The organism is Pseudomonas tremae (genome assembly GCF_023278125.1).
Lineage (GTDB): Bacteria > Pseudomonadota > Gammaproteobacteria > Pseudomonadales > Pseudomonadaceae > Aquipseudomonas > Aquipseudomonas tremae.
In genome coordinates this window covers 5053072-5073957 of record NZ_CP066270.1, presented here as the reverse complement: position 1 = coordinate 5073957, position 20886 = coordinate 5053072, and the positions used below count along the sequence as shown (strand labels likewise).

Here is a 20886-nt window from a genome sequence, read left to right as displayed (position 1 = left end):
TAGTCCGCTTCTGACCGAAAACAGCCTTGGGTAAAGCGCAGCTTGGGACCAGTGATAACAACCCACAGGCAGTGGCGAACTATCATTAGGGCTACGAAGAGTCGTGGCCTGGTGAGTCCTCCAAAGGCGAGGCCACTGGTGCCGCACTGCGTGCTGTTATCTGATGTATAGCATGCTTAACATTTTTATCGTGGTTCCTTTGTTCCCCATAGTGGTAGCGTTTCGAGCCTGACCATGTCTTGAAGGGGCGGTCTTTTGGTGGGAAGCCCTGCACAGAATGCTCAGGTGCCTTTATCACCGACTGCGGTCTAACGCTGGTGTCTGATGGGGCCATCAGTGCGTCCGACAAGATATGAATGTAGTTAGCAACCGTCTGACGGGTTACACCTGCTTCCTTTGCCACAGAGATCAAACGAAGCTGTTCGCCTCGTTCATGCAGAAGACGGCAGGCATCACGAATCTTGGACTCCGTTGCCTTTTGGCGAACTGCGTGAGTGCGTGCCGCTGCAAGGCTTTGTCGCCGTTTTAGGGGCAACAATCTGTCTAGCGCCATCACCCCACGGCAGGCACTCGCGGTCCCCCAATATTTGTCCCACGTCCAACGGCTGACTGACCTAACGGTCGCTCGGAGTGACGACAAGGGTAGGTTTCCAGTCTGGAACCCCTGACGGCTGAAATTGTTGATGTTTGCGGCATATGTATCGAGCAACCGACAGAACGACTCGAAATTTCCTTCCTCACGCTGTTGGCCGACCACGCTGTATGCGTAGTAGCGCAGCTTCTCAAATAAAATTACGTGCCTGGATTCAGGCAGGTCCTCAAGCCTTGATGCCTTGCTCCAGGACGAAACCTGCGTGTCCACATAGTCAGCCAGATCAGCAAGCTCGTAGACGCTGTCATGTAGCTCCGTCGTAAGCCACCAAGGGTGGCCCGGTGTCTTGGCTACCGGGCCGCTGTTGTAGTCCGGGTCTGCCTTGAGAAGTAACGCAAAAGCAGAGTAAACCGCTTTCATATATTGAATCGGTTTGTCTCTAGCCTTCTCTGACGTGCATACGGGGGAGATGGCATAGTACAGATGGGAATGCCCGTTTACGCGGTTACGCACTATCAGATTGGGTTGCGGAAGGCCTAGATCATCCCAGATCAAGGAGTTCGCGTGATCGAGGTCAAAGATCAACCACGACACCATTTCGCGCCGGTTGATCTGCATGTAGGGGAATCGAATCGCATGCTCACGTGGTCGAACCAGCGCGGCGGTTTTGTTATCACTACAACGCGCGAGGTAAGGCGATTCAGTAAGAATTCTGTTGAGGGCGGTCCCCTCTTCAAAGTAGCGGGTTGGGACCGCTTTAGCCTTGCTTGTCTGTTTTTTGCTTCGTGCGCTATCGGTAACGGATGCCGAGGTCAAAGCATTTGAAATTGCGTTCATGTTCCCGCCATTCGGCGGTAAGATGATTGAAACTGGTTTCTTCGACTTGTGCGAAGTCGAGGTGCCAGCCATAATCAGCTCACCTTCTTATGTGAATCGAGGGGGATTAGAAGTAGGTTTCTACCGTCGAAAGAGAAAACCTGTTCTAACTACTCCAAAAGGCCCGGCTACCACGCCGGGTCTTTTGGTTTCTGCTTTTTGGTTACTGCACCATGCGGCATGCTGCTTAGGTGTTTAACGAAAAGCCTGATAGTTCGCTAGTGAAAGTAACTTGGCGTAACCCTTCCCGAAACCTTCGATTTGACTGGCTAGGGCTGTCCAGATCCAGTTGCCGGCGCGGATAGTCATTCCGCTATTGCATCTAAGCCTAGGGCGTCATTGACTTGGATCGTGCGGAAAAATACCCGGCGTCCAACCCTTACCACGGTTGGCTTTAGCTTTCGAGACAAGTCTGAGTCCGTGTACATTGCGACCCTGAAACCGTCTGGAGACCTATCCAGTAAGTCCGCGACTTGGGCCATGCTCATCAAAGGACCGAATCGGTCCAAAAGATATTCTTCAGCAGTCATGAGGTCTCCGTACTGGTCGTTTGTCATTGTGACCATGTTGGTAGCAATTGAGCGTATCTTTGAGTAGTTATAGGCAGCCGTCAAATGGGTATGTCGTGATTTCCGACCAGGACGTATTAGTTTGGATTAGTGGAGTTACTTATCTGCATATGCCAATTTATATAATCTTGGTCATGCTTTTGGGTGTTAGGTCCAGGATTTATAGGGTGTTGATTGAAATCTATTGATTTTACGTATTTGATATAATTTATTTTTACTTATTTTTTTTCTTCAGGCTGTCAAGCCTCACAACCAGATCCTCCGCCCGAAGATGCGTATAGCGCTTCAACATCTGCATCGACTTATGACCACTGATGGCAGAAACCTCTTGGTCAGATAGCCCGCCTTCGACAAGCCGACTCACTGCCTCATGACGCAGGTCGTGAAACCTGAAGTCAGGTAGGTCGAGCTTCTTCTTCAGCTGACCCCAAATTTTCGTGAAGGTATAAGGCCGGCGCTTCCCGTCCTTTCCAGGCTCGCCGAAGAACACCAGATTGCAGTCGATTGGTCGCACCGGGTTATCCATCGCGGCTTTGAATACTTCGGTGGCACGCTTGCTTAGAGGCACAGTGCGCGAGCCGTCGTTCTTTGTGTCGGAGAGACGTATGACGCGCTTTGCCAAATCCACTTGAGGTCGACGTAGGGATGAGATCTCTGACGAGCGCATGCCCGTTTCCAAAGCGATGCAAACAATCCAGCCCAACATAGGATTGCTATGTCGATTCACGGCCGCGAGCAGAAGACGTTCTTCCTCCGGCGATAGCCTCCGATCACGACCATCCCCAGGGCTAGGCTTGCGGATATTCAGCACTGGGTTGAAAGTCAGGCCCAATCCCCACTCCTGAATCGCTACGGTGTACAGGTGGCTCAACAGGGCCAGTTCGAGGCGCACAGTGTTGTTGCTAATGGTCCCACCACGACTGGGCTCGTTCAGGCGCTTGTCGCGATAGCCGGCGATGATGTCAGCGGAGAGCGCAGCCAGTGAGTATTTGCCCAGATGCTCGATGAGCTTCTTGGCTTTCGAGGTTTCGCCACGCTGAGTGGTGGGCTTCTTGGTGGGGGTGATGTCGCTCAAGTATCGCTTGAGGGCTGCCTCCAGCGTCATGCGCTCGGAGCCGGTGCGCTGGATATACACACCTCTGACCATCTCGTCTTCGGTGCGCCGAGACCAGTCCTCCGCATCACGCTTGGTGCGGAAGGTTTTAGCCACAGTTGGCCAGCCGGTTTTGCGGATCAAAGCCTTCCAAGTGCCGGAAGGAGTTTTGACTAATGTTGCCATCTGAAAGGACTCCAAAGGTGTACTGGCGCACCAGCACTGTACCGATTTTGTACCTTTGGACCATAGGACTGTATTAGTGGAGAACCACCCAGAAACGCGAAAGCCGCGCAATGCGCGGCTTTGAGTATGGTGGGCCCACACGGACTCGAACCGTGGACCAAAGGATTATGAGTCCTCTGCTCTAACCAACTGAGCTATGGGCCCTCAGTAGGTCGCGGATTATAACGGCGGTTTCGCGGCTGTGCTATCCGAAAAGTCCGAAACATTCATAAGAAGAAATTTCGTGCTGAATTCGTCGGGGTTGAGGGGCAGGCTGATGATGTAGCCCTGGATCTGTTCGCAGCCTTCGTCGGTGAGGAATTTCTGCTGTTCGCTGTTTTCGACGCCCTCGGCGATTACGGTCAGTTGCATGCTGCGGCCGAGTGCGATGATGGCGCGGACGATGGCGGCGTCGTGGGTGTCTTCCGGGAGGCCGCGGATGAAGGACTGGTCGATCTTGAGGATGTCTAGCGGCAGCCGCTTGAGGTAGCTCAGTGAGGAGTAGCCGGTGCCGAAGTCGTCGATGGCCAGCTGGACGCCAAGGTTTTTCAATTTGTGCAGCACGGCCAGTGCTTCCTGGGTCTGGCTCATGATGAAGTTTTCGGTGATTTCCAGTTGCAGGCAGTTAGGAACCAAGCCATTGTCGGCAAGCAGTTGCTCGATGCGTTCGACCAGGTTTGGCTGGCGCAGTTGGGCGCCGGCCAGGTTGACCGATACCGGGCCGAACAGTTTGAAGGCCTTGCGCCATTTGCCCATTTTCAGGCACGCCTGCTCCAGCACCCAATCGCCAATCTGCAGGATCATGCCGTTTTCTTCCGCAAGCGGAATGAAATGTTCGGGCGGGACTTCGCCGAGGGTAGGGTGGCTCCAGCGGATCAGTGCCTCTGCGCCTACCAGTGTGCCGTCGAGGAGGCTGATCTTGGGCTGGAAGGCCAGGCTCAGCTGATTGCGGTCCAGTGCTCTTCTCAATTCCTGCTCGAGCGCTATGCGCTCGCTGGCCTGTTCGGTGAGGTCGCGGGTGTAGCACTCGACCCGGTTGCGGCCCTGTGCCTTGGAGCGGTACATGGCGGCGTCGGCATTTTTGACCAGGGTAGCTACATCGGTGCCATCGGTGGGGAACACGCAGCTGCCGATGCTCGAGCTGATATACAGCTCGTGCTCACCTAACTCGAACGGCGTGCTGAAACAGGCCAGCAGTTTGGTTGCGATGGCTTTGGCGTCGCTGGCGTGCAGCAGGCCAGGCAGCAGGACGATGAACTCGTCGCCGCCGAGGCGCGCCACGGTATCGATGTCGCGCAGGGTTTCCTTGAGCCGATGGGCGATGCCCTTGAGCAACAGATCGCCCACCGGGTGGCCCAGGCTGTCATTGATGTGTTTGAAGCGATCCAGGTCAAGGAACAGAACGGCGCCAAGGCTGCCGGACTCTTCGCTGTGCAGTAACGCTGACTGAAGGCGACTTTCGAACAGGGTGCGGTTGGGCAGGCCGGTGAGCGGGTCGTGGTGGGCCTGGTAGTCCAGGCGCGCTTGGGCTTGCTTGAGGCTGGAAATGTCTGCAAACACTGCGACGAAGTGAGTGAGCAGGTTTTCTTTGTTATGCACGGCGCTGATCGTCAGCCAGCTTGGGTACAGCTCGCCGTTCTTGCGCCGGTTGCTGATCTCGCCTTGCCAATGGCCTTCCGCTGTCAATTGATGCCACATGGAGGCGTAGAAGGCGCTGTCATGCTGGCCTGAAGCAAGCAGACGAGGTGTTTGGCCGATGGCGTCGCTTTCGCTGTACCCGGTTATTTCAGTAAAGGCGCGGTTAACGGCACTGATACGCTGGAAGGTGTCGGTGATCAGTACGCCTTCGGCCGTGCTCTCGAAAACCGTTGCGGCCAGCAGCAGCTTTTCCTGCATTTGCTGGCTTTGGGTAATGTCCCGCGAAATGGTCAGCAGGCACTCTTCGCCAGCAATGATCAGCGGTTGCGAGGACAGCTCGCACAGCTTGATAGCACCGCTGGCAGTGCGCAGCCGGGCGCGGAAGTCCCGGACCGAGCCATTACGCTTCATTTGTTCGATGAGTTGATAACGCTCGTTCAGATCAGCCCAGATGCCCAGATCGAACGTCGAGTGCTCAAGGCAGTATTGTTCGTCATACCCGGTGATCTGGCAGAAACCTTCATTGACCTCCAGCATCATTCCGTCCAGTTGGCGGGTGATGCCTAGCCCGTCGGGCGAAGCATGGAACGCCTTGGCGAACTTCTCTTCGGACATTTGCAATTGCTGTTGCGCCAGTTTGAGCTGGGTGATGTCTCGAACGACCACTAGCACCGCTTTCGTGGAACCCTGATCAAGCGGTTGCGCTGACATGTGTAGTGGTCAACTGATCCCGGACACGACGTTAAGTTTTTTCTCGTACTGAGCGGGTGCCAGTCCATTATTGAACTGGTGTGGCCGAACCCAGTTGTAGCGATGCATCAGATAATGACTGATATCCCGCTGTGCCTCTTGGGCCGTCATGTAGCCCACGGCGGGTATCCACTCGGTTTTCAAGCTGCGGAATACACGCTCCATCGGCGAGTTGTCGTAGCAATTACCTCGGCGACTCATGCTCTGGCGCATGCGGTATCGCCAAAGCCGCTGGCGAAACTGTCGGCTCCCATATTGGGAGCCCTGATCTGAGTGAAACAGCAGGCCCTGAGGCTTGCCGCGTTGCTCATAAGCCATGTCCAGCGCCTTGATGACCAAGTCCGTGTCCGGTTTGTTTGAAAACGCCCAGCCCACCACCCGACGCGCATAAAGATCCATAACCACCGCCAGGTAATGCCATTTTCCTTGCGCCCAGATGTAGGTGATGTCGCCACACCAAACCTGATTGGGCGCGGGTACATCGAACTGCCGATTCAAAATGTTCGGAATGTCAGGCCTCTCCACTGTTGCTTTTTTATAAGCATGAGAGCCAGGTTGCTTGCTGATTAATCCCAGTTCCCGCATCAGGCCACGTACCTTGAACCGGCCAATTTGCTCGCCATCTTCCTGCAATACCGAAACGATACTGCGGCTGCCAGCAGCGCTTCGACTTTGCCCGAACAGCTCATTGACTCGACTGAGTAAACGAACCCGCTCGGTGTCTGGAGCCCGACGCCGCTGGCAATGGTCGTAGTAGCACGAGCGAGGTGTCTCGAACATCTCGCACAGCAATTCGATCGGCTCATGGGCACCTAGCTGATCGATCAGCGCAAGCGCTCGTGTTCTTCCGACATCAAGAGCGCGGTAGCCTTTTTTAAAATGGATTTCTCCCGCTCAAGACGAGCGATGCGCGCTTCCAGCTCCTGAATTTTCTGCTGCTCGGGCGTCAGGGCTTTGCTCTGAGGCGTCACGCCATTGCGCTCCTGCTGGAGCTGGCTAACCCAGCGACGCAGCGCAGACTCGACCACTCCAAGCGAGCGAGAAGCTTCGACATGGCTATAACCTTGATCGAGCACGAGGCCTGCGGCCTCACGTTTGAATTCAGCGGAGAAGGTACGGCGTTGCTTGGTCATCAGACACCTCTATATCTGGCGATATTCTCGCCTAAATGAGTGTCCGGAATCATTAGACCACTACATGAGTAAGTTTTTCCACCAGTTGTTTGTACATCTTATCAGCTAGCTCACGTTGTGCTTGAGCTTCTGCTTCCTGGGCTCTAGCAGCTTCTTGCTGCCTAAGCTGTCGTCTTAACTGTTTGTTGGTGATTCCTCTTCGTCGACCTCTACCTGCACCCAGGCCACTGCCCGTTACGCCGCCAGCACCACTATGGCCAAACCCAACACTCCAGCTTGAAGCGGGATTGCTGTTACCCGCGCCACCTAAAACGCCCTCCACTCTGGGGACGTCGAGTGTATCTGTAATAAATATGGGTTCGAGTTCAATTGGTTTATTATTATCACTCATACAGTTCTCCTTGTTCTGTATGGTGTATCTAAAAGGTTTTAGCGCTTGTAATGTGGTTGATATTTATCGGCGTACAAAAATTTTTAGTCGCGTAGGGGGCAAGATTTTTGCTCGTTTGCGCCAGTATTACTTGTAACCACCACCTTCCCCACAGCCCTACGCCCACCCAACAAATCAATCGCCTCCCCAGCCCTTTCCAGTGGATAAACCGTCGATACCAGCGGCTTCAACTTCCCTTCTTCAAACCATGCAAACAACTGCGTGAAGTTCGCCGCATTATCTTGCGGTTGTCGCTGGGCAAACGAGCCCCAGAACACGCCAACCACCGATGCGCCCTTGAGCAGCGCAAGATTGACCGGCAGGTCGGGGATGCGGCCGCTGGCGAAGCCGACCACCAGCAGGCGGCCGTTCCAGGCGATGGCGCGGATGGCCTGGTCGAACAGGTCGCCGCCGACCGGGTCGTAGATCACGTCGGCGCCGTTGCCGTTGGTGAGGCGTTTTACTTCGTCCTTGAGGCTGGTTTCGCTGTAGTTGATCAGTTCGTCTGCGCCTGCGTTTTTGGCAACTTCGAGTTTTTCGGCGCTGCTGGCGGCGGCAATGACGCGGGCGCCGAGGGCTTTGCCGATTTCCACGGCGGCCAGACCCACGCCACCGGATGCACCGAGCACCAGCAGGGTTTCGCCGGGTTGCAGGTTGGCGCGTTGTTTGAGGGCGTGCATGGAGGTGCCGTAAGTCATGCTGAATGCAGCGGCGGTGGTGAAGTCCATGCTTTCCGGGATCGGCAATACGTTGTAGTGAGGCACGGCGACCTGCTCGGCAAAGCTGCCCCAGCCGGTAAGGGCCATCACGCGGTCGCCGGGTTTCAGGTGGCTGACGTTTTCCCCGACGGCCGCTATCACGCCTGCGGCCTCGCCACCCGGTGAGAAAGGGAAGGGTGGTTTGAACTGGTATTTGCCTTCTATGATCAACGTGTCGGGAAAGTTGACCCCGGCAGCGTGCACATCAAGGAGGATTTCATTCTTTTTGATCTCGGGGCTAGGCACGTCTTCGAGTACCAGCGTGCTGGCAGGACCGAAGGCTTTGCATAACAGGGCTTTCATCGGGCTATTCCTTTTCCGGTAATGGCCGATAAAGTCAGTTAAGTGGGTTCTTGGGTCAACAAGCATGGCCCTGCCTGATAAGCACACATAAGCTGTAAGCTACGTGGCAAACCGTATTAAGGAGTGGACTGTGAAAGCGTGGATTCTGTTATTGCTGGCCTTGTCATTGCCCGTCATGGCGCAGGAAGAAGCCAAGGAAGAAGGGGGCCCGCCCAAAGCGGCATATGTGTCGCTGACGCCTCCATTCGTGGGCAACTACGCGCTGGATGGCGGCCCCAAACTGCGCGTCTACAAAGCTGATATCTCCTTGCGTGTGACCGGCGCCGATGCCGAAGCTGCCGTGAAGCGCAACGATGCCTTGATCCGCAATCAGTTGGTATCGTTGTTCACGCAGCAGACGGTTGACTCCATGAGCAGCGCCGAAGCGAAGGAAAACATTCGTCAGGAAGCGCTCAAACAGGTGCAGCGTGTCATAAATGATGAAGAGGGCAAGCCGGTTGTCGAAGACTTGCTGTTCAATAACTTCATCGTTCAGTAAGCCCCTGTCAGCGTAATGCCAGGATCGCCGCCCATTGTTCGGCGGTGACTGGCATGACTGAGAGCCGACTGCCTTTTTGCACCAGCGGCAATTGCTCAAGCTGGCTTTGTTGCTTCAGATAACCCAACCCCAGCACCTTCTTGAAGATATCCACAAACTCGACGTCGATGGCACTCCACGGGTTCTTCTCCTCAGTGGCCTTCGCGTCGTGATAGTGGCTGTCGGGGTCAAGGGCTGTCGGGTCTGGATACGCAACTCGAGCTATTTTGCCGATGCCGGCAATGCCCGGCTCCGGGCAACTGGAGTGATAGAAAAAGAATTCGTCCCCTGCGGCCATCGCCCTCAGGAAGTTACGCGCCTGGTAATTGCGGACACCGTCCCAGCGCGCTTTGCCTAGTCGTTGCAGGTCGCTGATCGAGAATTCGTCAGGCTCGGACTTCATCAGCCAATAGGCCATCGTGCATGCTCCAGAGGCAGAAAGTTCACGTAAGCAAAAAAAGTTGTATGACAAACCGACAGTCGGCTGGCGCCACTATTTGCGTACTGGTTCACGTTACCGCAAAATGCCGACCTTTCAAGTTCCACGCTGCTGCACGGTTGCTCAGGTAACCGGTGCGGACAGTGTATTGATTTGCCTAAGGAGGGCAGTCATTGAAGCGCAAGCCTGATTTACTCTGGATTCTGGTTATTTTGTTTGGCTTGGGTATCGTAACAACGGGTTATGCGCAGAGCTTGTGGACCACCAAGGACAACGCGCCTGTAGAGATCACTCAGCACCAGCAGAAAGTCCCCGGCAGGCATTAAGCCCTGTTGATACTCTGATCGTTGAATGCCTCGCGATCAGAGTGCGCTTTTCAGATACCTTTATTCAAATACCAGTTCCTGTCCGACACCGTGCCTTGTAGCGGTACGTCCCAGCTGGCCTGTGCCAGCCGATCCACTTTCTGACATTCGTGAGCAAGTCCCAGCAGAATCGGCTTGCGCCAGGCCTTTCTGCGCGCCAGGTAAGCCAGGCTGCGGTCATAGAAGCCGCCGCCCATACCGAGGCGACCGCCTTCGTCATCGAAACCCACCAGTGGCATCAAAACCAGATCGAGTGCCCAGATCCTGCGTTGCTTCGCACGGTTGATGCGTGGCTCGGGGATGCGAAAGCGATTGGGGACGAACCGTTCGCCGGGTCGCACGCGCTGAAACACCATGCGCGTGCGCGGCCATGCGTTGAGTACCGGGAGATAAGTTGCCTTGCCACGACGTTGCGCTTCGCGCAGCAGAAGGCGCGGGTCGATCTCGCCATCCATCGGCAGGTACAGCGAAACGTGCCGGGCGCGACGAAACAACGGGTGCTGCGCCAGCTGATGGAAGATGCCACGGGCGGCCTGGCGCTGCTGGACTTTACTCAGCGCCCTGCGCGCCGTGCGTAGCTGGCGACGCAGTTGCGGACGTGTGAGCGATTGAGCGCTGATCATGAGAGAGGTCATGCAGGCTGATCCGAGAGGTTGAAACCAGAGCTGGATCGTCGTTGCCAGGCGGGTTGCCAGTCAACGTGTTGAATATGGACTCCCCGACGTACCGCTGTCGGTGTAGCCCTTGAACCCGAAAGTTCAAGGTGGAGATTGCAGGAGGTTTTAAGGCTTTCCGTCTAGCGGACATGCACACCAACCCCAACGTGCAACCCCCGTGGTTGTGCGTATCGGCTCAGGGACATGACCGACTGTCAAGCACTCCAGGGAGCGGCGCAAGTATACAGAAATGCCCCGAAATAATCAGCCCCGAGTTGAATCCGGTGTGCCGGGCGTGTCTGTGGCCAGCACCAGATCCACCTTGTCTAGCAGGTCGCGCACCTGTTCACGGGTCGAGCCGCTGGTCTGCACGTCAGGCACGTGCTCCTTGTGCAGCAGGTCGTGAGTGATGTTCAGGGCAGCCATCACGGCGATGCGATCGGCCCCGATGACTTTGCCGCTGCTGCGGATTTCACGCATCTTGCCATCCAGGTAGCGGGCGGCGCTGACCAGGTTGGTGCGCTCTTCCTGAGGGCAGATGATGGAGTATTCCTTGTCGAGGATTTGAACGGTAACGCTGTTGCCATTGCTCATGAGTCTTGCTCCAGGGCTTTGAGGCGCGAAATCATTGACTCGACCTTCTGCCGGGCGATTTCGTTTTTTTCAATGAGTTGGGCGCGTTCCTCGCGCCAGGACTTTTCCTGAGCTAATAGGAGTGCGTTTTGGCCTTTAAGTTGCTCGACGTACTTCAGGAGCAACTCCACACGTTTCATCAGCGCTTGCAGGTCGGTGTCTTCCATTGTTTTCCACTGGATACTTTCTGATGAATGGCAGGGGGAGCGATGCTCATGCTCAAGCTCGAACCGCCGTCCGGGTGATCTTGTCGCGCGGATAGTCTAGGATACAAGGCCTCCATTCTAGACATTGCGCCGTTTGGCGACTAGCTACCCATGCCCATTCAGAATTCTCCGTACAAAGCGTTTGCCACTCTGCTCAACAGTGGCGGTCACAACGTATCACCTGCCGAGCTGCACGGCCTGCTGTTGGGCCGCAGTTGCGCGGGGGCCGGCTTCGACAGCGAAGGCTGGTTTGCCGATGCCTCGATGCTGCTCGAAACCGAGCCGCAAGACAACATTCGTGCTGCGCTGGTCGGTCTGCAAGAGATGGCCAAAGGTGAGCTCACCGGCGACGACATGACTGTCGTGCTGTTGCTGCCCGGTGATGACGAGCCGCTCACCGAGCGCGCCGCCGCACTGGGCCAGTGGTGTCAGGGCTTTTTGTCGGGCTTTGGCCTTGCCATCGGCGACAAGGAGCTTGGCAGCGAAGCAAAAGCGGTGCTCGAAGACCTGGCTGCCATCGCCCAGGTGCAGGATGCGCTGGAAGAGTCCGAGGACGGTGAGACCGATTACATGGAGGTCATGGAATACATGCGCGTTGCACCGTTGCTGCTGTTCACCGAGTTCAACGAACCTGCCGCGCCGGAACCAAAGCCTTCCCTGCACTGACCGATAGCGACTACTGCGACACCGGCGCGGGCTGATACCGCCTGCGCCGGCAGACTCCATCAGGACTCATGCTGCCAATGATTCAAATCCCGAAGTCCGAATACGCCCGCCGCCGCAAAGCTCTGATGGCTCAGATGGAGCCGAACAGTATCGCGATACTGCCGGCTGCCGCGGTTGCCATTCGCAATCGCGATGTCGAGCATGTCTATCGGCAGGACAGTGACTTTCAGTACCTGAGCGGCTTCCCCGAACCAGAAGCGGTGGTGGTGCTTATTCCCGGACGCGAGTACGGCGAGTACGTGCTCTTCTGCCGCGAGCGAAACCCCGAGCGGGAATTGTGGGACGGCTTGCGCGCCGGGCAGGAAGGCGCGATTCGTGATTTTGGTGCGGACGATGCGTTCCCGATAACGGATATCGACGAGATCCTGCCGGGGCTGATAGAAGGCCGCGACCGGGTGTATTCGGCGATGGGCAGCAACCCCGAGTTTGACCGGCACCTGATGGACTGGATCAACGTGATTCGCTCCAAGGCGCACCTGGGCGCCCAGCCGCCCAAGGAGTTTGTCGCGCTGGATCATCTGCTGCATGACATGCGTCTTTACAAGTCTGCAGCAGAAATCAAGGTAATGCGGGCGGCGGCAGATATCTCCGCGCGTGCCCATGTGCGTGCGATGCAGGCCTGTCGCGCCGGTCTGCACGAGTTCAGCCTGGAAGCCGAGCTGGATTACGAGTTCCGCAAGGGCGGCTCGAAGATGCCGGCATACGGCTCGATTGTCGCTTCGGGCCGTAATGGCTGCATCCTGCATTATCAGCAGAATGACGCAGCCTTGCGGGACGGTGATCTGGTGCTGATCGACGCAGGGTGCGAAATCGATTGTTACGCCAGCGACATCACCCGCACCTTCCCGGTGAATGGCAGGTTTTCAGCCGAGCAAAAAGCCATTTATGAATTGGTGCTCAAGTCCCAGTACGCGGCGTTTGACGCCATCGGCCCCGAGAAGCACTGGAACCAGGCGCACGAAGCGACGGTCCAGGTTATTACTGCGGGCCTGGTCGAGCTGGGACTGTTGCGCGGCGATGTCGATCAATTGATCGAGACTGAGGCCTACAAAGCGTTCTACATGCACCGCGCCGGCCACTGGCTGGGCATGGATGTGCATGACGTCGGCGAATACAAGGTCGGCGGCGAATGGCGAGTTCTGGAGGTTGGCATGACGCTGACCGTCGAACCCGGGATCTATATATCCCCCGACAATCTGGATGTCGCGAAGAAATGGCGAGGTATAGGTGTGCGAATCGAGGATGACGTGGTTGTAACCAGGCAGGGCTGTGAAATCCTGTCCGGCGGTGTGCCCAAGACCGTCGCCGAAATCGAGGCGCTGATGGCTGCTGCACGGGGGCAGGTCGCATGAGCCGGTTCAATATCGCGATTGTCGGCGGTGGTCTGGTTGGTGCAAGTCTTGCGCTTTCGCTTCAGGCGGGAGCCAAGGCGCGCGGCTGGAAGATCGTGCTGATCGAGCCTTTTGCGCCTGGCGAAGCCTGGCAGCCCAGTTACGATGCCCGCTCTTCGGCACTGTCGTTCGGTGCCCGGCGTATCTACGAGCGGCTGGGTATCTGGCAACAGATTTCCCGCCGCGCCGAGCCGATCCTGCAAATTCAGGTCTCGGACCGGGGCCGCTTCGGCGCCACCCGTTTGTCCGCGATCGAAGAGGGCGTTCCGGCGCTCGGCTATGTGGTGGAAAACGCCTGGCTCGGACAGGCTCTCTGGGCCGGGCTCGATCGGGATGTCGTCAGCTGGCGGGTGCCGGCAGAGGTCAGGCAAATGCAGCCGCTGGCTGATGGTTATCGTCTGACGCTGAACGATGACTCCGAGCTGGAGTGCGACTTGGCAGTGCTTGCCGACGGTGGTCGTTCCAGTCTGCGTGACCAGTTGGGGATTGGTGTGCGGCAGCGTCCCTATGACCAGAGCGCGCTGATCGCTAACATTTCGCCGAGCGAAGCCCATTGTGGTCAGGCGTTCGAGCGTTTTACCGATGATGGGCCGATGGCCCTGTTGCCGTTGCCTGACAATCGCTGTGCGTTGGTCTGGACGCGTCCTGGCAACGACACTCAGCGACTGGCCGAACTGGATGACCGCAGCTTTCTCGAAGAGCTGCAGGGCGTATTCGGTTATCGTCTGGGAGCATTGCGTCAGGTCGGCGCGCGCCATGTGTACCCGCTGGCGTTGGTCGAGGCCGAGGAACAGGTGCGCTCGCATCTGGTTATTCTGGGCAACGCTGCCCATAGCCTGCATCCGATTGCAGGGCAGGGTTTCAACCTCTCATTGCGCGATGCCGATGCACTGGCCGAGACATTGCTGAACAGCGACGCACCGCTCGGCGACCTGCCGACGCTGGAGCTGTACCGCGAGCGTCAGCGGCAGGATCAGCAGTTGACCGTTGGCTTTTCCGACAAGGTGACGCGCCTTTTCGGCAGCAGCCGGTCGGCAGTCGCCACTGGTCGTAATCTTGGGTTGCTGGGGCTGGACCTGCTGCCCGTCGCCAAGCGCTGGTTTGCTCGTCAGGCCATGGGGCTGGGGACGCGAACCGATGTGTGAAACAAACACTTTCAATAACCGGCTACGGCCGCAAGCGAGAATGGTTTGACCATGGAAACGCGCGCAGATGTGCTGATTGTCGGAGCCGGAATGGTCGGCAGCGCTCTTGCGCTGGCCTTGCAGGAAAGCGGGCTTGACGTGCTGGTGGTCGATGGTGGCCCGATGAGCGTCAAGCCGTTCGACAGGCAGTCAACGTTCGAGCCGCGGGTCAGTGCCCTGTCGGCCGCCAGCCAGCGGATCCTGCAGCGCCTCGGTGTGTGGGAAGGCATCGTGTCACGTCGTACCAGCCCGTACGCACACATGCACGTCTGGGATGGTAGCGGCACCGGGCAGATTCACTTTTCTGCCTCCAGCGTGCATGCCGATGTGTTGGGTCATATTGTCGAAAACCGTGTGGTGCAGGATGCGCTGCTCGACCGGCTGCATGACAGCGATATCGGGTTGCTGGCCAATGCGCGTCTCGAGCAGATGCGTCATTCCGGTGATGACTGGCTGCTGACGCTTGCCGACGGGCGCCTGCTGCGGGCGCCGCTGGTGGTTGCGGCCGATGGAGCGAACTCGGCGGTGCGCCGTCTCACCGAAACACCAACCCGGGAATGGGATTACCAGCACCACGCGATTGTCACCAGCGTGCGGACGGCCGATTCCCACAGAAAAACCGCATGGCAGCGTTTTACCGACGACGGCCCGTTGGCTTTTCTGCCGCTGGATCGCGAGGGTGAACACTGGTGCTCGATCGTCTGGTCGGTCACGCCGAGCGAGGCTGAACGCTTGATGCTGCTGGATGACGAGCCGTTCTGCCGCGAGCTGGAAAGCGCGTTCGAGGGCCGGCTCGGTCAGGTATTGAGTGCCGACGCTCGCCTGTGTGTGCCGCTGCGCCAGCGTCACGCCAAACGCTATGTGGCCAAAGGGCTGGCACTGATTGGTGATGCTGCGCACACCATTCATCCGCTGGCGGGGCAGGGTGTGAACCTGGGGTTTCTTGACGCTGCCGTGCTGGCCGAGGTGTTGACGCACGCTGCACTGCGCGGCGAGCGCGTGGCGGATACACGTGTCCTGGGTCGCTACGAGCGGCGCCGCATGCCGCACAATCTGGCGCTGATGGCTGCGATGGAAGGCTTCGAGCGTCTTTTCCAGGCCAACCCGCTGCCTTTGCGCTGGTTACGTAATGCCGGGCTCAAGATGGTCAATCAGATGCCGGAAGCGAAAGCCCTGTTCGTGCGCGAAGCACTGGGGTTGTCTGGCGACTTGCCTGAGCTGGCGCGTATCGACGCCCGCTAGGTTCTGACGCAGAGCGATAGCGTCCACCCGCACTTATCGTTCCTCACGCTCAGCGTGGGAATGCCTTGGGTGACGCTCTGCGTCACAGATCTGCGCCGCACGGCCTGTTCAGGATTGGACGCAGAGCGCCTAGAGCGTTATGCCGACGTGGAGCGTCGCACGGTAGTCGGGATCACCGCCCCGATGCACTTCGATACTCCTCGGGCGTCAGTCCTGTCCAGCGTTTGAACGCGCGGCTCAGGCTCTCGGTATCGCCGAAACCCAGTAGCCAGGCAATCTCGCTCAATGAAGTCTGTGGCTCGCTCATGTGCAGCAGCGCCAGATTCTGTCGGCACTGGCTGAGCAGCAGGTCATAGCAACAGCCCTCATCTGCCAGATGGCGCTCCAGACTGCGGGGGCTGAGGTGCAGGGCTTCTGCGATGTTTTGCGCAGTGGGCTCGCCATCCGGCAGCAACGTCTCGATGGCCGAGCGCACGCGTTGCTCCCAGATCAGCGAAGGTAGAAGATCGCTGGTGCTTTCCTGCTCATTTACCTGCATCGGACCATCGTCCAGATGACTGTCGAAATCTTCGCCGCCAAACACCAACAGGTTTTCGTTTGCCGAGAAATTCAACGGCGAACGGAACAGGTCTTCCCATGGTCGGGGATCTTCAGGCTCGGGGCGTTGCAGGTGTATGGCCAGAGGGGCATAGCCTCTGCCCAGCCGGTTGCGACAAGTGCGCACGTAAATGGCTGCGAAAGCGTCCAGCAGTTCATGAACAGGCGATTGGCACGACTTCGGTGTGCCGAAGCGGAATTCATAGCGCTCGCCGACTGTTCTGAAGTCCAGCTCCAGAGAGTCCTCAGCCGTCGAGCGGTAACGCACGATTCTCTCGAAAACCTCCCGCAGTGAACCGCTGGCCACCAGCGTATAGCCCAGCGCATGGAACGCAGTGGGGCTGACAAAGCGCGAAACTCGCAGCCCGAGCGCCGGATCGCGGCTGGATGCAACCGCCAGTTGCCAAAGCCTGGCGGTGACGTCTGCCGGAAATTGCATGCTCGCGTCGTCCAGCGACTTGGGGTCGATTCCGGCCCTGCGGCACAGCGCTTCGCTGTCCGTGTCCACAGCGTCAAGTTGCTTGCGCAGAGCGCGGTTCCAGCTGGCGAGACTGCTTGGTTCAGGCATGCGGGCGCCTCTTCCTTGGATCGGTGGCAGTTAACACCGGGTCAGGCCCGGACAGATGTCGCCAGCAGTTCCATTGCCTGACACCAGCGCCAGAATGAGATCATTTGTGACCGTTGTGCAAGCGCCTGAAGAGGTTTCTTGCATTCGGTCTGAAATCTTTTGGCACTGCCCGCTGGAAGTCGGCCGCCATAAGGGCGATGCGCCGCCCAAAATCGTCGGTTTACGCTAGTTGTCGTATAACGCGAAAGGCTAGCCGTGATCGAAAAACCCTTCGGGCGTCCGTACAGCATGGTCGAGCACCGTTTTGACAATTGACAGCGTCATGGCAAATGACTATAACTGCGGCATGTTGTACGACAACATAAGACTTCGATAAAATTGCAACCATAAAAATAATTCAAAGAGTAACAAGTCTATGGTCAGTCTTTTCCTTCAGGCAATAAGTACGCCTGCGCTACGTCAAAAATCTTATTTTTTGCACGAAAAGCTGCGATCAGTGGCGTTTTCCCTCCCTGTACAATTGAAATCTGACGTTACATAAATCCAGCCGCCTCTCGGTTTCGGCCGCGGGACGCTCATCGCCAATCTAAAAATAATCAGGTGAAGAGATGAAGATAAAAGGCATTAGGTGGTGGATGGTGGGCCTGGTCACGGCCGGCCTGGTCGTCAACTACCTCGCACGTAACACGCTGTCTGTCGCAGCGCCGACGCTGATGAGTGAGCTGAGCATTTCCACTGAGCAATACGCGCACATCGTTGTTGCCTGGCAGCTTTGCTATGCCGTCATGCAGCCGGTGGCGGGTTACATCATTGATGCAATAGGCACCAAGATGGGCTTCGCCATTTTCGCGGTGGCTTGGTCTGCAGCCTGTGCGGCGGCAGCGTTCGCAACGGGCTGGCAGAGTCTGGCGATTTTCCGTGGCCTGCTCGGCCTCACCGAAGCTGCCGGTCTGCCTGCCGGCGTGAAGACCACAACCGAGTGGTTCCCGGCCAAAGAGCGTTCGGTCGCCATTGGCTGGTTCAACATCGGCTCGTCGTTCGGTGCATTGCTTGCACCGCCGCTGGTGGTCTGGGCGATTCTGCAAAGTGGCTGGGAGCTGGCGTTTCTGATCGTGGGTGGGCTGGGAATAATCTGGAGCGGTGTATGGATGCTGCTGTACAAGCATCCCCGCGATCAAAAGCTGCTGAGCGACACCGAGCGCGATTACATCCTCAGTGGTCAGGAAGCACGCCTGAAGGATGCTCCCGCGCAAAAAGGCAGCTGGAAGCGGCTCTTCAAGAACCGCAACTTCTACGCCATTGCTTCAGCGCGCATCCTCTCCGAGCCGGCCTGGCAAACCTTCAACGCGTGGATTCCGCTGTACCTGATGACGGAGCGCCACATGAACATCAAGGAAGTCGCGATGTTCGCCTGGCTGCCGTTCCTGGCGGCTGATGTCGGCTGCGTGCTGGGCGGTTACCTCAGCCCGCTGTTTCACAAATACTGCAAGGTATCGCTGTTCACTTCCCGCAAGATGGTCATGCTGTTCGGCTGTTCCTGCATGATCGGACCCGCCTGCATCGGCTTGGTCGAGAGCCCTTATACGGCGATCGCATTGCTGTGCATCGGCGGCTTCGCACACCAGACCCTGTCAGGTGCGCTGTACTCGATCACCTCGGATTCGTTCGGCAAAAACGAGGTCGCCACGGCCACCGGCATGGGCGGGATGTTCGGTTTTTTTGGTGCGGCGGCATTCACGATGGTGTTTGGCGTGCTGGTCACCAAAATTGGTTACAGCCCACTGTTCGTGGTGCTGGCGGTGTTCGATCTGATCGCTGCGATCGTGGTCTGGAACGTGGCTCGGGAAGTCCCGCAGACCGACGCGTTGGCGATGCCGGAGACCGGCCAGTCAGGCGTGCGTCCTGTGCCGGCGACATGAGGTCCGTCGTATTCCTGTAACCAACGACGAGTAGTCTTTGCTCTGAAAGTGATTTGTTAGGGGCTGTTCCTTGAAGGCAGGGTGCAGTCCCTTTTTTTTGCCTGTGAATCCATATTCCTTTTGGGAATTAATAAATATTTTCTTATTCCTTAGAGGATTGCGCTTCGATCCTTATACTCGCCTCATGAACGCATATGTGCAGGAGGCGAATCCATGCATAACGAGTCGATCCGGTATCTGATCGTGCCAGGCTGGCAAGGGTCTCCTGATGATCATTGGCAAACCCATTGGCAAAACAGCCTGCCCAACAGTACGCGCGTGGAGCAGGCCGACTGGCTCAAACCACGCCGTGAAGACTGGGTGGGCGAATTGCAGCGCACGATTGCGGCCGACAGCACGCCGGTAATCCTGATCGCTCACAGCCTGGGGTGCGTCACGGTCGCGCACTGGGCACAGCTCGCGCCGCTGGAAACGCTACGCCAGGTGCAAGGCGCACTGCTGGTCGCGCCCGCCGATGTCGAACGCCCTAATTGCCCACCCGCGTTGCGCAACTTCGCCCCGATTCCTGGTGACCTGCTGCCGTTTCCTACACAGATTGTCAGCTCCGACAACGATCCTGCCGTCAGCTCCCAGCGTGCTATCGAAATAGCGCGTCACTGGGGGGCCGAACTCGGTTTTCTGAGTCAGGCCGGGCACATCAACGTCAAGTCCGGTCATAAGCGGTGGGAACAGGGTTTTGCCTATCTCTACAGGCTGCAAAATCGTCTGGAGCAACGCGCGCGCCGTCGCGCATGACCGGACTACCTGTTTATCGAGCCTGTCTGGCCCTGTTTTTTTAACGCGTCAGCCGTCGCAAGGGCTCGCGCGGGAGTGTGTCATGAGCCTTCACGAAACTTTCGGCCAGCCGCTGCTGACCTTTCCCGATGCGGAAAAAAGCCCCCTCAGTATCCGCGCCAAGGCGCTGGTTTTCATCGATCCGCGTTCGCGTCGTCTGCGCGAGGAGATGGAGCAATTGGCGCCTCGTTCGCTGCCTGTTCTGATCCGCGGCGAGTCGGGGACCGGTAAAGAATTGCTGGCACGGCATATTCATCGCGGCAGTGATCGCGCTGGCTTGTTCGTGTCGGTTAACTGCGGAGCGATCAGCCCGACCTATGCCGACGCCGAACTGTTTGGCTACGCAGCCGGAGCCCACACTGGAACCGTCAGCAGCCGGGCAGGATGGTTTGGTTCTGCCAATGGCGGCACCCTGTATCTGGATGAGATCGGCGATTTGCCATTGCCCATTCAGGTCAAGCTGCTCGCCGCGCTGGAAAATCACGAAGTCACCCGTGTAGGCGCACACCAGCCCAGCCCGGTTGATGTACGCCTGGTTGCCGCCACCAGTATCGATCTGGCGCAAGCGGTGGCCGCCGGGAAATTTCACGAGCGGCTTTACCATTATCTCAGCGAAGGGCGGCTAGACCTGCCTGCATTGCGCGAGCAGCCGGGCAACATCCTGCCGCTGGCCGAATACTTTGTCGGCATTTACAGCCAGCGTCTTAACCTGCCAGTGCAGTTGATCAGCGAAGACGCGCAACGCACGCTGGAAGCCCATAGCTGGCCCGGCAACACTCGCGAGCTGGAGAACGTCATCCACTTTGCCTTGCTGGTCAGCAGCGGCGACGAGATTCAGGCTGAAGACATCAACTTGCCGGACATCGCCACCCCGCTGACGCTGATCGAGCGCCAGGCGCGTCTGCTGCTGCAAAAAGGAAACCGCGAACAGCTTTCGGGGTTACGCAAACTGCTGGAAGCCGTCACCGCACAACTTGACCAAAAGACCGCCTGAAAAACCGGTGGCGGGCCCACTCAGGCATGCACTGCGCGAAAAAGCATAAGCATTCGCTTAAAAAGTCTTTTCTCGGAATATAAAACATCGGTAATGTCTGCATGATGTCGCAGCATTGGATAAGGCTGCGGCAAACCCCTGAATATTAAGGCGCCATCTTTTGATGACGCTCCTGGATCTTGCTAAGG

General features: G+C 57.5%; 19 protein-coding genes, 1 tRNA gene, 1 other RNA gene and 1 pseudogene. 9 read left to right on the top strand and 13 right to left on the bottom strand.

Translation table 11 applies throughout. From position 1 onward, the window contains the following. Nucleotides 1–91: 91 nt before the first annotated feature. The 7 genes and pseudogenes from I9H09_RS22845 to I9H09_RS22815 all read right to left on the bottom strand — a co-directional run bounded on the left by I9H09_RS22845 (nt 92) and on the right by I9H09_RS22815 (nt 8367). A complete protein-coding gene (locus I9H09_RS22845; protein ID WP_122325388.1) occupies nt 92–1501 on the bottom strand; it encodes a replication initiation protein in 1410 nt (469 codons plus the stop codon). Between the two features lie 750 nt (nt 1502–2251). Next, nucleotides 2252–3316 carry a site-specific integrase gene (locus I9H09_RS22840; protein ID WP_183142407.1) on the bottom strand — a complete coding sequence of 355 codons (1065 nt, stop codon included), beginning with the start codon at nt 3314–3316 and terminating at the stop codon, nt 2252–2254. 127 nt (nt 3317–3443) lie between these two features. Then, nucleotides 3444–3520, bottom strand: a tRNA-Ile gene (locus I9H09_RS22835). A 15-nt stretch (nt 3521–3535) separates the two neighbouring features. Beyond that, nucleotides 3536–5704, bottom strand: a pseudogene (locus tag I9H09_RS22830) (putative bifunctional diguanylate cyclase/phosphodiesterase); the annotation flags it as partial. A gap of 9 nt (nt 5705–5713) precedes the next feature. Then, nucleotides 5714–6876 (bottom strand): IS3 family transposase gene (locus I9H09_RS22825; RefSeq protein WP_122346372.1). Its coding sequence is split into 2 segments (ribosomal slippage): nt 5714–6621 and nt 6621–6876, totalling 1164 coding nucleotides; the frame shifts between segments, so codons are not numbered across the junction. 52 nt (nt 6877–6928) lie between these two features. Beyond that, complete coding sequence (locus I9H09_RS22820; protein ID WP_183142426.1) at nt 6929–7267, bottom strand: hypothetical protein; 339 nt, start codon at nt 7265–7267, stop codon at nt 6929–6931. Between the two features lie 83 nt (nt 7268–7350). After that, nucleotides 7351–8367 (bottom strand): NADPH:quinone oxidoreductase family protein, encoded by a 1017-nt coding sequence (locus I9H09_RS22815; protein WP_122346825.1) that lies wholly within the window; start codon nt 8365–8367, stop codon nt 7351–7353. A gap of 130 nt (nt 8368–8497) precedes the next feature. Between I9H09_RS22815 and I9H09_RS22810 the strand changes: the two genes are divergently transcribed. Continuing rightward, on the top strand, nt 8498–8905 hold the full coding sequence (locus I9H09_RS22810; protein ID WP_122346824.1) for a flagellar basal body-associated protein FliL: 408 nt from the start codon (nt 8498–8500) through the stop codon (nt 8903–8905). A gap of 7 nt (nt 8906–8912) precedes the next feature. Here the strand turns inward: I9H09_RS22810 and I9H09_RS22805 are convergent, their stop codons facing one another. Further along, nucleotides 8913–9362, bottom strand: coding sequence for an EVE domain-containing protein (locus tag I9H09_RS22805; protein WP_005888061.1), 450 nt, complete (start codon nt 9360–9362; stop codon nt 8913–8915). Between the two features lie 194 nt (nt 9363–9556). Between I9H09_RS22805 and I9H09_RS22800 the strand changes: the two genes are divergently transcribed. Next, entirely contained in the window at nt 9557–9709 is a 153-nt protein-coding gene (locus I9H09_RS22800) for a hypothetical protein (RefSeq protein WP_122346823.1), read from the top strand. 50 nt (nt 9710–9759) lie between these two features. On the opposite strand, the gene I9H09_RS22795 is transcribed toward I9H09_RS22800, so the two are convergent. The 4 genes from I9H09_RS22795 to I9H09_RS22780 form a co-directional block, all read right to left on the bottom strand. Then, nucleotides 9760–10371 carry a 5-formyltetrahydrofolate cyclo-ligase gene (locus I9H09_RS22795; protein ID WP_122346822.1) on the bottom strand — a complete coding sequence of 204 codons (612 nt, stop codon included), beginning with the start codon at nt 10369–10371 and terminating at the stop codon, nt 9760–9762. An 88-nt stretch (nt 10372–10459) separates the two neighbouring features. Continuing rightward, a non-coding RNA gene (gene ssrS / locus I9H09_RS22790) (6S RNA) lies at nt 10460–10638 on the bottom strand. A gap of 30 nt (nt 10639–10668) precedes the next feature. Further along, nucleotides 10669–10998 carry a cell division protein ZapA gene (locus tag I9H09_RS22785; RefSeq protein WP_005888066.1) on the bottom strand — a complete coding sequence of 110 codons (330 nt, stop codon included), beginning with the start codon at nt 10996–10998 and terminating at the stop codon, nt 10669–10671. Then, entirely contained in the window at nt 10995–11204 is a 210-nt protein-coding gene (locus I9H09_RS22780) for a TIGR02449 family protein (protein WP_122346821.1), read from the bottom strand. The genes I9H09_RS22785 and I9H09_RS22780 overlap by 4 nt, the downstream gene beginning before the upstream one ends. Nucleotides 11205–11354: 150 nt before the next feature. Here I9H09_RS22780 and I9H09_RS22775 point away from each other — a divergent pair, with 150 nt between their 5' ends. The 4 genes from I9H09_RS22775 to I9H09_RS22760 all read left to right on the top strand — a co-directional run bounded on the left by I9H09_RS22775 (nt 11355) and on the right by I9H09_RS22760 (nt 15786). Then, nucleotides 11355–11909: a YecA/YgfB family protein gene (locus tag I9H09_RS22775; RefSeq protein WP_005888068.1), complete on the top strand. Its 555-nt coding sequence runs from the start codon at nt 11355–11357 to the stop codon at nt 11907–11909. 77 nt (nt 11910–11986) lie between these two features. Next, complete coding sequence (gene pepP, locus I9H09_RS22770) at nt 11987–13321, top strand: Xaa-Pro aminopeptidase (protein ID WP_024691355.1); 1335 nt, start codon at nt 11987–11989, stop codon at nt 13319–13321. Then, nucleotides 13318–14505: a 2-octaprenyl-6-methoxyphenyl hydroxylase gene (ubiH, locus tag I9H09_RS22765; RefSeq protein ID WP_005888072.1), complete on the top strand. Its 1188-nt coding sequence runs from the start codon at nt 13318–13320 to the stop codon at nt 14503–14505. The genes pepP and ubiH overlap by 4 nt, the downstream gene beginning before the upstream one ends. Nucleotides 14506–14556: 51 nt before the next feature. Beyond that, nucleotides 14557–15786 carry a 2-octaprenyl-3-methyl-6-methoxy-1,4-benzoquinol hydroxylase gene (locus I9H09_RS22760; RefSeq protein ID WP_005888074.1) on the top strand — a complete coding sequence of 410 codons (1230 nt, stop codon included), beginning with the start codon at nt 14557–14559 and terminating at the stop codon, nt 15784–15786. 172 nt (nt 15787–15958) lie between these two features. On the opposite strand, the gene I9H09_RS22755 is transcribed toward I9H09_RS22760, so the two are convergent. After that, nucleotides 15959–16951 carry an AraC family transcriptional regulator gene (locus I9H09_RS22755; RefSeq protein ID WP_122312647.1) on the bottom strand — a complete coding sequence of 331 codons (993 nt, stop codon included), beginning with the start codon at nt 16949–16951 and terminating at the stop codon, nt 15959–15961. A gap of 608 nt (nt 16952–17559) precedes the next feature. On the opposite strand from I9H09_RS22755, the gene I9H09_RS22750 reads away from it, so the two are divergent. The 3 genes from I9H09_RS22750 to I9H09_RS22740 all read left to right on the top strand — a co-directional run bounded on the left by I9H09_RS22750 (nt 17560) and on the right by I9H09_RS22740 (nt 20698). Continuing rightward, nucleotides 17560–18870, top strand: a complete 1311-nt coding sequence (locus tag I9H09_RS22750) for an MFS transporter (RefSeq protein ID WP_081002931.1) — start codon at nt 17560–17562, stop codon at nt 18868–18870. Nucleotides 18871–19083: 213 nt separating this feature from the next. Beyond that, complete coding sequence (locus I9H09_RS22745) at nt 19084–19665, top strand: alpha/beta hydrolase (protein WP_053481031.1); 582 nt, start codon at nt 19084–19086, stop codon at nt 19663–19665. An 82-nt stretch (nt 19666–19747) separates the two neighbouring features. Then, entirely contained in the window at nt 19748–20698 is a 951-nt protein-coding gene (locus I9H09_RS22740; protein WP_005888083.1) for a sigma 54-interacting transcriptional regulator, read from the top strand. Nucleotides 20699–20886 lie beyond the last annotated feature (188 nt).